The organism is Mesorhizobium sp. BH1-1-5 (assembly GCF_020165615.1).
In the GTDB taxonomy this organism is placed as follows: domain Bacteria; phylum Pseudomonadota; class Alphaproteobacteria; order Rhizobiales; family Rhizobiaceae; genus Mesorhizobium.
Map to the genome: position 1 here is coordinate 185820 of NZ_JAIUIM010000010.1, position 11796 is coordinate 197615.

The window sequence follows — 11796 nt, forward strand, 5'->3', positions numbered from 1 at the left end:
CTCGCACTTTTCCTGGAATTGCTCTGTGCGCCTTGCGGATCGTCCCCGGCGCTGGCCCTTCGGCTCGCTCGATGTGGGACTTGCAAGCGCCAGACCTTGGTCCCATCCTATTTCCATGCTCAGTCTTTCGTATGGCAGCGCTAATCGATGGGCGTGATCCTTGTTTTGGCAGCGGTGCTCGTGGTGCTTTTCGGCGCCGCCTTGCTCTTTGTGCGCGCGGATGCGGCAAGAATGGCCGACAGTCTGAGATCGCTTGGGCCGGCCCTCCTGGGGCTGGTCGGGGCGCCCATGCTGATCTTCGGCCGCAGCCTTATCGGCGGGCTGCTTCTGCTTGCGGCGCTGGCCTGGGTCGGCTGGATACGCACGAGGCGGCCGCCAGCGCGGGCCGCCGTGTCCCAACATTCGACGGTGCGCACCGCCGCGCTCGAAATGGACCTCGACCATGACAGCGGCAGGCTCGAGGGGCTCGTTCTGGCCGGGCGTTATGAAGGCAAGATGCTGGGGGCCATGGGACTGACGGACCTGCGCCAGCTTCATGGCGAGCTCAGCCCCGATCTGGAGAGCCGCCAGCTCTTAGAGACGTATCTTGACGGCCGTTTTCCCGTCTGGCGCAAGGACGCGCAGCCGCACGGTGGCGAAGGGCTGGGTGTTGCGCCAGGTGCGGGCGCCATGACTAAGGAGGAGGCCTACAAGGTCCTTGGTCTTGAAGCGGGGGCTGCCGCGGCGGATATCCGCAAGGCGCACCGCCGCCTGATGCAGCGCCTGAACGCCGATGTCGGCGGCACGTCTGTCCTGGCGGCGCGGATCAATGAAGCCAAGGACGTCTTGCTCTCCAATCACGATTAGTCTCCTTCGACGCGGGTACTTTCCGGGAGATTCCAACAACCGCCTATTGCTGGACGGCGTAGCACGAGATTTTCTTGCGCTTGAGCGCATCGCAGGCCTTCCAGGCGGCATCCTTCGAGCCGAAGCCGCCGAAGCGGGCGCGGTAGTAGGTGGTGCCGTCCTTGTCGAAGGCGACGGTGAAACCGGAAGCGTCGGCCAGGATCCTTGGCGCCTGCTTGGCAGTCTGATCAAGCAGGCTCTGGGCTCCTGATTTCGTCGGCGAGGAAGCGACCTGAACCACCCAACCCGCCGGCACCGACGACGTCTTGACCGGATCGATCGCCGGCGCGGCCGGCGCGGGTTCGGCATAGGCGGTGACGACCTGGGGCGAGGCGTCCTGAGACTTGGAGGCCGGCGCCATGGCGGCGACGGCAACCGTCTTCACCTTCTTGACCTTGATGACAGGCTTCGTGTCCTCGGCGACCTGCTGGGTGTCGTCCTCAACGTCATCGGCCGAGGCAACGACAGTGTCGTCCGTCGCCGGCTTGGCGTCCGGTGTCGGCGCGTCATGCTTGGGCAAGAAGACCTTGGCCAGCGTCTTGATTGGATTGTCGTTGCCCTTGGCGATGAGGTCGCCGCCGCCTCGCGTCGAGGCGCGCGGCAGGTAGGTGTTGATCAGCGTGGCCATCTGGTTGTCGCGGCTGCGGCCGGAGGTGCCGCCCATCACCACCGCGACGAGGCGGCGGTCGCCATCGGCGACGGAGGAAACGAGGTTGAAGCCGGAAGCGCGGGTGTAGCCGGTCTTGATGCCGTCGACGCCCTTGATGCGGCCAAGCAGGCGGTTGTGACCGTTGATGCGCTGGCGGCCATACAGGAACGAGCGCTGCGAGAAATAGCCGTAATATTGCGGGTAGTGCTCGCGCAGCGCGATGCCAAGCATCGCCATGTCGTGCGCCGTGGTGAACTGGCCGGGGTCGGGCAGGCCGTTGGCGTTACGGAAGACGGTGCCGTTCATGCCGAGCTGGCGCGCCTTAGCCGTCATCATGCGGGCGAAATTGTCTTCGCTGCCGCCGAGCATCTCGCCAAGTGCGGTGGCCGAGTCGTTGGCGGATTTCGTTACGATCGACAGAATGGCGGTCTCGACCGGAACCGAGCCGCCGGGGCGGACGCCGAGCTTGGTAGGCGCCTCGGCGGAAGCATGCGCGGAAAATGGAACCGGCGTGTTCTTGCTGATCCTGCCCTTCGCCAACGCCTCGAAGGTGAGGTAGAGCGTCATCATCTTGGTGAGCGAGGCCGGATAGCGCCGGCCGTTGGCGTCGGCCGAATAGAGCACCTTGCCGGTCTTGGCGTCGACGACAATGGCCGCGGACTTCGCGGCAAGAGCCGACGCGACATCGGCGGCGACAATCGTCACCGCGAGCGCGGCAACCATGATTGCCTTGAAGGAGAAAGAAGATTTGGAGACGAAGCCCGACAACGCCTGACGCACCGTTACTTACCCTGAATTTTCGTTGCCCCGGAGGCGGCAAAGGGAGTGCCTGCCTCGCTTCCGGCCAAGCTATCGCGCCCAGCGTTACCAATCCGTTTATGGTAACCGCCGCGTTCACCATTTTTCGGCAAATCGAGCTTCTGTTTAATCGAATTTTACCAGCCGACGGCGCTGGAGCTCCTGCAGGCCAAGGGATTCTTGACTTTTGTGCATCGCACAATATATTGAGGTGCATTGCACAAGGGCGCCCGGGGCCAAAAGGGCGTTTCAACCAAAGGGAAGAATGAAATGACCCAGACCTATGAGGACTTCTCGAAATACGGCAAGGACTTTGCCGACACCGGGCTGAAGAGCTTTGCCTCGCTCACCAAGGGCGCGCAGGCGATCGCCACCGAAGCCGGCGAATACACCAAGAAGAGCTTCGAAGCCGGCAGCGCCGCCGTCGAGAAGCTGTTCGCGGCCAAGTCGATCGAGAAGGCCATCGAGATCCAGACCGATTACGCCAAGCAGAGCTATGAGAGCTTCGTGGCCGAGGCCAGCAAGCTCGGCAATCTCTATGCCGAGCTCGCCAAGGAAGCCTACAAGCCGTTCGAATCGGTGGTCGCCAAGGCGAAGTAATTTCGCCCGATCACGCCCGATACGGCCAGCCGGCCTGCGGAAGGACCCGGTCGCGGAAACGCGGCCGGGTTTTTTCATGTCCGATCGCAACCCGATGCACCTTGCCGCATTCACGATTGAGAAATTCGCTGAGGTTTGCCCACCTAGCCATATTGTCAGCTAAACAGAAGGGCTTAAAATCGTCCATCGAGAACCTACATGTTGAACTCGCATGAGGATTCGAAAAGGCTGGACTACGTGACGATCGGTTTGACTGCCACGGCAGGTGTGGTGCGAATGCAAAGTGACGGAGACCGCAACGATCCCGGTCGCGGCACCGCTGTCATCACGCGCACCAAAACCAAGACCAAGAAGCCCAGCCTCTACCGGGTCCTCATCCTGAACGACGACTACACTCCGATGGAGTTCGTCGTTCACGTCCTGGAGCGTTTTTTCCAAAAGGACCGCGAGGCCGCCACACGCATCATGCTTCATGTTCACAATCATGGAGTGGGCGAGTGCGGTGTCTACACATTCGAGGTGGCCGAGACCAAAGTGTCCCAGGTCATGGATTTCGCCCGACAGAATCAGCATCCGCTGCAATGCGTGATGGAGAAGAAGTGAGGTAACATGCCGGCTTTCTCCCAAGGCCTGGAAAAGGCGCTACATCAGGCGCTGACATTCGCCAACGAGCGGCATCACGAATATGCGACGCTCGAACACCTGTTGCTCGCCCTGATCGACGACACCGAGGCGGCCGCCGTCATGCGCGCCTGCAACGTCGATCTCGACGAGCTCAAGCATACCGTTCTCACCTACATCGACACCGAGCTCGACAACCTCGTCACCGGCTACGACGAGGATTCGAAGCCGACGGCAGGCTTCCAGCGCGTCATCCAGCGCGCCGTGATCCATGTCCAGTCGTCCGGCCGCGAGGAAGTCTCCGGCGCCAATGTGCTCGTCGCCATCTTCGCCGAGCGCGAGAGCCACGCCGCTTATTTCCTGCAAGAACAGCAGATGACCCGCTACGACGCGGTCAACTACATCTCGCACGGCATCGCCAAGCGCCCGGGCGCTTCGGAGCAGCGCACGCCGCGCGGCGCCGAGGACGAGCAGGGCGGCCAGAACGGCGCCGAGCCGCAGGAAGAAGGCGGCAAGAAGAAGCAGCAGGACGCGTTGACGGCCTACTGCGTCAACCTCAACAACAAGGCGCGGGCCGGCAAGATCGACCCGCTGATCGGCCGCGACAGCGAAATCAACCGCACCATCCAGGTGCTGTGCCGCCGTTCCAAGAACAACCCGCTCTATGTCGGCGACCCGGGCGTCGGCAAGACGGCGATCGCCGAGGGGCTGGCCAAGCGCATCGTCGAAGGCGATGTGCCGGAAGTGCTGCAGGACGCCACCATCTTCGCGCTCGACATGGGCACGCTCTTGGCCGGCACCCGCTATCGCGGCGACTTCGAGGAGCGGCTGAAGCAGGTCGTGAAGGAACTCGAGGATTATCCGGGCGCGGTGCTGTTCATCGACGAGATCCACACCGTGATCGGGGCGGGCGCCACTTCGGGCGGCGCCATGGATGCATCGAACCTTTTGAAGCCGGCGCTGTCGTCCGGCGCCATCCGCTGCATCGGCTCGACCACCTACAAGGAGTTCCGCCAGTTCTTCGAGAAGGACCGCGCTTTGGTGCGGCGCTTCCAGAAGATCGACGTCAACGAGCCGACCATCGAGGACGCCATCGAGATCATGAAGGGCCTGAAGCCCTATTTCGAGGAGTTCCACAAGGTCCGTTACACGAGCGAAGCCATCAAGGCCTCGGTCGAGCTCTCGGCGCGCTATATCAACGACCGCAAGCTGCCGGACAAGGCGATCGACGTGATCGACGAGACTGGCGCCTCGCAGATGCTGGTGCCGGAGGCCAAGCGCAAGAAGACGATCGGCATCAAGGAGATCGAGGCGACGATCGCCACCATGGCGCGCATCCCGCCGAAGACGGTCTCGGCTGATGACGAGAAGGTGCTGCAGGGGCTCGATATCGAGTTGAAGCGCGTCGTCTACGGCCAGGATACGGCGATCACCGCGCTGACCTCGGCGATCAAGCTGGCGCGTGCCGGCCTGCGCGAACCTGAAAAGCCGATCGGCTCGTATCTGTTCTCGGGCCCGACCGGCGTCGGCAAGACGGAAGTCGCCAAGCAGCTTGCCGCCTCGCTCGGCGTCGAGCTGATCCGCTTCGACATGTCGGAATACATGGAACGCCACACCGTCTCGCGGCTGATCGGCGCGCCTCCCGGCTATGTCGGCTTCGACCAGGGCGGCCTGCTCACCGACGGCGTCGACCAGCATCCGCATTGCGTGCTGCTGCTTGACGAAGTCGAGAAGGCGCATCCGGACCTGTTCAACATCCTGTTGCAGGTGATGGACCACGGCAAGCTGACCGACCATAACGGCAAGCAGATCGACTTCCGCAACGTGATCCTGATCATGACGACCAATGCGGGCGCGTCGGATGCGCAGCGCGCGGCGATCGGTTTCGGCTCGACCAAGCGCGAAGGCGACGACGTCGAGGCGATCAACCGGCTGTTCACGCCGGAGTTCCGCAACCGTCTCGACGCGATCATCCCATTCGGCTCGCTGCCGGTGCCGGTGATCCATCAGGTGGTGCAGAAGTTCGTCATGCAGCTCGAGGCCCAGCTGTCCGAGCGTGGCGTCACCTTCGACCTGTCGCAGGACGCGATCGCCTGGCTGGCCGACAAGGGCTATGACGAGCGCATGGGCGCGCGTCCGCTCGGCCGCGTCATCCAGGAGCACATCAAGAAGCCCCTGGCCGACGAGGTGCTGTTCGGCAAGCTCAAGAAGGGCGGCACGGTGCGCGTCACCGTCGAGAAGAAAGAAACCGGCGAGTCCGGCCTGAAGCTCGAGTCGCTCGCCGACGAGTCGCCCGTGCAGCCGAAGAAGGAAGAGCCGGAAGACGCGCCGAAGCCGAAAAAGGCGGTCGCCAAGAAGCCCGCGCCCAAGAAGGCCGTGGCGCAGAAGCCGGAGCCGAAGGGCAAGGACGGCAACAAGCGCAGCCTTGTGCCGCAACTGCCGCGCAAGGGCTGACAAGCGCTCGCTTGAAATACAAAAGGCCCCGGAAACGGGGCCTTTTTCGTTGAAGGGAGCACCGCTTGGAAGCCGGACAGATCATCATCCTCAACGGCGCGCCGCGCTCGGGAAAGTCGAGCATTGCCGCCGCGATCCAGGAGACATTCGAGGGCGTCTGGATCAATCTCGGCGTCGATGCCTACGCACTCGCCACGCCACCGCGCTTGCGTCCCGGCATTGGCTTACGCCCCGGCGGCGAACGCCCCGATCTTGAGGTTTTTGTGTCGGGCCTCTACGCGGCGCTTTACGATGCAATCGCCGCCCACAGCCGGCTGGGGCTCAATGTCGTCGCCGATGTTGGCCATCACGACGCCTATTCGAGGCCGCTGAACATCCTTCCCGAATGTGCTCGCCGCTTGGCCGGCCTGCCGGTCCTCTTCGTCGGCGTCCGCTGCCCGATCGAGGAGATCTTGCGAAGACGCGCGGCAGGCGGGGCTGGTACGCCATATGTCATCGGAACGGACGACGATCCCACACCGCTGCCCGTGCGCCTCTGGCAGGAAGAAGTGCATAAGCCCGGCCTTTACGACTTGGAGATCGATACGTCGCTGCTAAGTCCGCACGCCTGCGCGGAGGCGATCCGGGACAGGCTTATGGCGGGGGCGGAGCCGACGGCCTTTCCGACATTGGCGCGCCGGTCGGCAAGTTGAGTGGAGGCCGCATCAGCCTGAAGCGCGGGCGACCGGACAATCAGGCGGTGTTGGTCATCCCGCGCTCAAGACATCGCCAGCGCATGAGACGGCGTAGTTTCACGGGTCGGGTTGTGCGGCGCGCTTAGGACGATCTGGCGCTTGTCATGTGGCGCCAGCCCGACCGCGAGCTCCGCCGCCTTGCCCACATCCGTCGCGAGAACCATCAGAAGCTTCTGGACTTCGGCAGCATCCTCGGTGGTCAATACGCTCTGCGGTTTCGACGGGCGGCGGCCGCGACGGAATTCGGCCGGGCTGCAGCCGAACCGGGCGCGGAACTTGTTGTAGAAGACGGCCGGGTTGCCGAAGCCGCTGCGCTCCATGATGGTCCCGATCGTATGATCGGTCGTACGCAGCGTCTCGGCGGCGCTGTCGAGCCGCAGGTTCTGTGAATAGTCGCGATAGCCTATGCCGAGATGCCGCTTGAACAGGCGCGACAGGTGGCTGAGCGTCAGTCCCTCGGCGTCAGCGATCTCGCCGAGGTGCTGACCTGCGTCCTGCTCGTTCAGCGTATCCATGATGCGCAGGATGCGGCCGCGGCTATCGGACCGCAATTGCGCCCCCGCCGCATCGGCCTCCTCATGCGGGATCCAGCGGTAGATGTAGCAGGCAAGCAGATTGGCGATCGTCTGGCGGACCATGATCTCTTCGGGATGGTTGCTCTGATCGAGAACGAGCCGCGCCATCAGCGCCTTGATCGGCGCGACGCGGTGCATGAAGGAGCGGCTGTGCAGGAAGGTGCGGCAAAGATATTGCCGCGAGGCGAACCCCGGCAGGCCGAGACGCTCGAAATACGCGGCGTCGAGATGCACGCCGCAGACCAATGTGTTGCGTGAGACGGACGTCGAGTTGTGCGGGACGTCGGCATTGATGATGATCGTGTCGCCCTGATCCATGTCGCAGACCTGGCCGTCGACGATGAGGCGGAACTGTCCGCGCAGCACAAAAAGTATCTAGATTTCACGATGCCAGTGATAGGGCACGTCGGCATAGCCGTGCACGAAAGCGTGGCAATGCGCCTCCGATGAGGGTCCGTGATCTTCGAAACCGCAGTCGAGTTTCTCGCGCCCGAACTCGGGTCTCAGATATGCGACATTCATCGGTATCCTCCCTGGATATGCCTATTAAATATCAAAAACTGTCGTAGCTCCAGAGCAATTTCGACGGCTAGATGACAGGCTTTCGCTATGTCATCGTCATACCGTTCTCGAGCGCGGACTATCGATCCGGGCGACCGTGCAAGGCTGTGGAAGTCGGTGTGCCGACGCCCGGCACAAATGAGGTAGGCAGCTTTATGGCTTGGAATATATCCGACAAGGAACTGGGCGCGCTCGTGGATCAGATGACCCTCGAGGAAAAGACGACGCTGGTGACGGGATCCGGTCTTTGGCGCACCGCAGCCAACTACAGGCTCAACATTCCCGAGGTTTTGATGACCGACGGGACTTATGGCGTGCGCTATTCGATCGAGCAGATCGATGGGCTGCAGGACGGTGGCAGCCAGCTCGCGTCATTCCTCAGCGTCGTCAATGCCGATGTTTCGCGTGGCGTCGAGGGTGCGTTCGGTTCGACCCGTCCTGCGACCTGCTTCCCGAACGGATCGTCCTTCGCCTGTTCGTGGGACGTCGGCCTTGCGCACGAACTCGGCGAGGCGCTGGCGCGTGAGTGCCAGGCCTTCGGTGTCAATCTGTTGCTCGGTCCCGGCATCAACATCCGTCGTACTCCGCTCGCCGGCCGCAGTTACGAATATTATTCCGAGGATCCAACCCTGTCGGGTGAGATCGCGGCGGCGGTCATCAACGGCCTGCAAAAGAACGGCGTCGGCGCTTCGCTCAAGCACTTCGCCTGCAACAATTCCGAGGTCCAGCGGACCACGATGAGTTCGGTCGTGGAGGAACGCGCGCTGCGCGAAATCTATCTCGCCGGCTTCGAAAGGGCGATCCGCAAGAGCAATCCGTGGACCGTCATGAGCTCCTACAACCGGCTGAACGACGTCCAGGCCGCCGAGAACCACTGGCTCTTGACGCAGGTCCTGCGCGACGAGTGGGGCTATGACGGCGTGGTCGTCTCGGATTGGCACGGCATCAAGGATCGGGCCACCTCGATGAATGCGGGCAACGATCTCGACATGCCTGAAAGCGAGGCGCGCAGGCAGGAGCTGCTCGAAGCGGTGAAGGACGGACGTGTCCCGACCAAGGTGCTTGACCGGGCGAGCCTGCGGATCCTCAAGCTGATCCGGACGGCGCGCAACGGCATCCGGGCGGACGTCACGGCGGACTTCAAGGCGCACCACGCGCTGTCGCAGCGCATGGCCGTGGAATCCATCGGCCTGCTGAAGAACGATGGCAACCTCCTGCCGCTTGACGGAGCCAGCTTGCGGCGGATCGCCGTGGTCGGCGCCGCCGCGTGCGAGCCTGTCATCCAGGGCTCGGGCTGTGCCACCACGCGACCGACCGAGGTCGATATTCCACTCGACGAAATCCGCCGCCTAGCGCCAGGCGCGACCGTCACGTTCAACGCAATATCCGACTTCGCACCTGGCAGCGCCGGTGAGCAGGCGGCGCTCTCGGACATCGACGGCGCCGACGTCGTGCTGTTCTTCGGCAATACCGAGGTCGGATACGACGGCGAGGGATCCGACCGCGCAAACCTCAACCTGCTTGATGGACAGGATGAATTGGTCGATCGCCTTTCGCGGCGAAATGGCAAATTCGCCGTGATCCTAGCCTCGCCCGATGCCGTCGCCATGCCCTGGGCGGATCAGGCCGCGGCGATCCTCTCGATGTTCTTCGCCGGTCAGGGAGCGGGTCGCGCCGCGGCGGAAGTTCTGTTCGGCATCCACAACCCGTGCGGCAAGCTGACCGTCACCTTTCCGGTCCGGCTCGAGGATACGCCCGGTTTCCTGACTTATCCCGGCGAGAGCAACAGGCACATCTACAGCGAAGGCATCCACGTCGGATACCGCTCCTACGACAAGCGCAAGCTCGCGCCGCTTTTCCCTTTCGGCTTCGGCCTGAGCTACACGACATTCGACTATTCCAACATCGAGATCGACGTCGACCATATCAATGCGACGAGCACCTTCACCGTTTCGGCCGACGTGACGAACACCGGCACGCGCGCCGGCAAGGAGATCGTCCAGGTCTATGCCCGGCCGCACAAACCGCGCCTCATCCGCCCGCTTCGCGAGCTCAAAGGCTTCACCAAGGTCGAATTGCAACCCGGAGAAACCCGGCGTGTCGAAGTGGTGATCGAGGCACGCGACCTCCGCTACTACGACTGCGACTACCGGGCCTGGTTGCTCGACGCCGGCAAGCTGACGATCGAAGTGGCCGCGTCGTCGCGTGACATCCGGCTGGAGAAGGAGATCGCGGTGGAGGCGCGGGCACTGCCCACGAGCATCCTTAACGTGGAGAGCCAGCCGTCCACGGTGCTGGAGCAGGAATTCACGCGCAAGCAGTTCGGCATGTTCCTCAAGGACCAGCTCGATCTCAGCGACGAGGAGACCGACAAGATGCTGGAATACTGCGGCGGCTCGTTCCTCGGCATCTACAACACCGTTGCCTGGATTACCGGCAACAAGATCTCCAGGGACACCATGGCCGCGTTCCTGGACAGCCTGAACAAGGAAATGGGCAGGGCGGTCGGAAAGGCCGCCTGAAGCCACCAGTAAAGCATATCGACCGCTGCGAAAGAACGCGGAATTCAACAACCTCAGGAGGAAACAAGATGAACCAGCAACGCCTTTCCGGCGCGATCAGCCTTCTCGGCTTGCTCGCCATGTCCAGCCCCGCCTTCGCCCAGACGGTCGACGTGCAGCAATATTGGACCAGCGCCAGTGAATCGAAGGCGATGAACGCGATCGCCGATGCCTTCAAGGCACATGGCGGCAAGTGGATAGACAGCCCGTCGGCTGATTTCGACTCCACCATCGCGGCGGCGACCAGCCGCATTGCCGGCGGCGAACCGCCGTCGGCGGTGCTGATGACGCCCAGCGCCGCGATGCGGGATCTGGCCTCGTCCGGCCAACTGCGCAATCTCGACGATCTCGCGGCGGCGAATGGCTGGCAGAAGGCCATGGTGCCAATCGTATGGAACAAGCTCACCGTCGACGGTCATCTCGTCGGCCTGCCCGTCGGCATCCATGCCGACAACTGGGTCTGGTATTCCAAATCCGCCTTCGAGAAAGCGGGGATCGAAGAGCCGAAGACGCTTGACGACATGTTTGCCGCCGCCGACAAGCTCAAGGCGAGCGGTTCCATCCCCTTTGCCGTCGGTGGCGAGCCCTGGCAGGAAGTGTACGTCCTTACCTCGATGATCATTTCGCTCGGCGGTCCGGAATATTGGAACGACCTGTTCGTCAAGCGTGATCCCGAGGCCCTGAAGTCGCCGATCCTGCCCAAGGCGTTCGAGTTGTTCCGCAAGGTCGGCACCTACACCGATCCCGCGAGCGCCGGCCGCTCATGGAACGAGACCACCAACCTGGTGACGACGGGCAAGGCCGGCATGCAATTCATGGGCGATTGGGCGCGCGGCGAGTTCCTCGCGGCCGGACAGACCGCGGGCAAGGAGTTCGGCTGCTTCCTCGTGCCGACCGAGAAGCCTGCCTATGCCGTCGTCGTCGACATCTTCGCCTTCCCCGTCAACAAGGACGAGGACCGGGTCAAGGGGCAGACGCTGCTTGCCGAAACCGTCATGGATCCGGCGGTCGAAGCCAAGATCGCGGCGGTCAAGGGCTCGGTGCCGTCACGGCTCGATGTCGACACCAGCACGCTGGATATGTGCGCGGTCAAGGGCGTGAAGGCGCTTGCCACGCCCGGCGTGGCGGTCTCCTCCACCTACGACGCCCTCCCGGGTGATCTGAACGGACAGATGACGGATCTCGCGACGCAGTTCTGGACCGACCCCTCGATGTCGGTCGAGACCGCCGTCAAGGGCCTGGCGGACATTCTCCAGAGCAAGTGAAGCTGATGGCCGCAAGGGCAGGGCCATTGTTGCGGCTTCGGCCAGGAGGAGCCCGGGCAAAGTCCGGGCTTGCTCGATGCGAGCGGGGGTGCG

Annotated in this window: 10 protein-coding genes; 7 read left to right on the forward strand and 3 right to left on the reverse strand. The window is 63.1% G+C overall.

Annotated features, from left to right (window positions below; all coding sequences use genetic code 11):
* Positions 1-147: 147 nt before the first annotated feature.
* Positions 148-846, forward strand: coding sequence for a molecular chaperone DnaJ (locus LB572_RS15805; RefSeq protein ID WP_140802435.1), 699 nt, complete (start codon positions 148-150; stop codon positions 844-846).
* A gap of 43 nt (positions 847-889) precedes the next feature.
* Here the strand turns inward: LB572_RS15805 and LB572_RS15810 are convergent, their stop codons facing one another.
* Positions 890-2314 carry a D-alanyl-D-alanine carboxypeptidase gene (locus tag LB572_RS15810; RefSeq protein ID WP_140802434.1) on the reverse strand — a complete coding sequence of 475 codons (1425 nt, stop codon included), beginning with the start codon at positions 2312-2314 and terminating at the stop codon, positions 890-892.
* A 288-nt stretch (positions 2315-2602) separates the two neighbouring features.
* On the opposite strand from LB572_RS15810, the gene LB572_RS15815 reads away from it, so the two are divergent.
* The 4 genes from LB572_RS15815 to LB572_RS15830 all read left to right on the forward strand — a co-directional run bounded on the left by LB572_RS15815 (position 2603) and on the right by LB572_RS15830 (position 6699).
* Positions 2603-2932 (forward strand): phasin family protein, encoded by a 330-nt coding sequence (locus LB572_RS15815; protein WP_224668348.1) that lies wholly within the window; start codon positions 2603-2605, stop codon positions 2930-2932.
* Positions 2933-3208: 276 nt separating this feature from the next.
* Positions 3209-3535 (forward strand): ATP-dependent Clp protease adapter ClpS, encoded by a 327-nt coding sequence (gene clpS / locus LB572_RS15820; protein ID WP_040972327.1) that lies wholly within the window; start codon positions 3209-3211, stop codon positions 3533-3535.
* A 6-nt stretch (positions 3536-3541) separates the two neighbouring features.
* The gene (clpA, locus tag LB572_RS15825) at positions 3542-6007 is read left to right on the forward strand and encodes an ATP-dependent Clp protease ATP-binding subunit ClpA (protein ID WP_224668349.1); all 2466 of its coding nucleotides are present in this window, start codon (positions 3542-3544) and stop codon (positions 6005-6007) included.
* Positions 6008-6072: 65 nt separating this feature from the next.
* The gene (locus LB572_RS15830) at positions 6073-6699 is read left to right on the forward strand and encodes a chloramphenicol phosphotransferase CPT family protein (RefSeq protein WP_224668350.1); all 627 of its coding nucleotides are present in this window, start codon (positions 6073-6075) and stop codon (positions 6697-6699) included.
* A gap of 65 nt (positions 6700-6764) precedes the next feature.
* On the opposite strand, the gene LB572_RS15835 is transcribed toward LB572_RS15830, so the two are convergent.
* Positions 6765-7682: a helix-turn-helix domain-containing protein gene (locus LB572_RS15835; protein WP_224668351.1), complete on the reverse strand. Its 918-nt coding sequence runs from the start codon at positions 7680-7682 to the stop codon at positions 6765-6767.
* Between the two features lie 9 nt (positions 7683-7691).
* Positions 7692-7838, reverse strand: coding sequence for a hypothetical protein (locus LB572_RS15840; protein WP_224668352.1), 147 nt, complete (start codon positions 7836-7838; stop codon positions 7692-7694).
* Positions 7839-8080: 242 nt separating this feature from the next.
* Here LB572_RS15840 and LB572_RS15845 point away from each other — a divergent pair, with 242 nt between their 5' ends.
* Positions 8081-10399, forward strand: a complete 2319-nt coding sequence (locus LB572_RS15845; protein WP_224668385.1) for a beta-glucosidase family protein — start codon at positions 8081-8083, stop codon at positions 10397-10399.
* A gap of 68 nt (positions 10400-10467) precedes the next feature.
* Positions 10468-11703 carry an ABC transporter substrate-binding protein gene (locus LB572_RS15850; protein ID WP_140802427.1) on the forward strand — a complete coding sequence of 412 codons (1236 nt, stop codon included), beginning with the start codon at positions 10468-10470 and terminating at the stop codon, positions 11701-11703.
* Positions 11704-11796: the final 93 nt, after the last annotated feature.

What these genes read in the sequence shown, in the direction of transcription:
- clpS (WP_040972327.1), top strand. Translation starts at nt 3,209, where the DNA reads ATGCAAAGTGACGGAGACCGCAACGATCCCGGTCGCGGCACCGCTGTC.
- LB572_RS15815 (WP_224668348.1), top strand. Translation starts at nt 2,603, where the DNA reads ATGACCCAGACCTATGAGGACTTCTCGAAATACGGCAAGGACTTTGCC.
- LB572_RS15845 (WP_224668385.1), top strand. Translation starts at nt 8,081, where the DNA reads ATGACCCTCGAGGAAAAGACGACGCTGGTGACGGGATCCGGTCTTTGG.
- LB572_RS15840 (WP_224668352.1), bottom strand. Translation starts at nt 7,838, where the DNA reads ATGAATGTCGCATATCTGAGACCCGAGTTCGGGCGCGAGAAACTCGAC.
- LB572_RS15805 (WP_140802435.1), top strand. Translation starts at nt 148, where the DNA reads ATGGGCGTGATCCTTGTTTTGGCAGCGGTGCTCGTGGTGCTTTTCGGC.
- clpA (WP_224668349.1), top strand. Translation starts at nt 3,542, where the DNA reads ATGCCGGCTTTCTCCCAAGGCCTGGAAAAGGCGCTACATCAGGCGCTG.
- LB572_RS15850 (WP_140802427.1), top strand. Translation starts at nt 10,468, where the DNA reads ATGAACCAGCAACGCCTTTCCGGCGCGATCAGCCTTCTCGGCTTGCTC.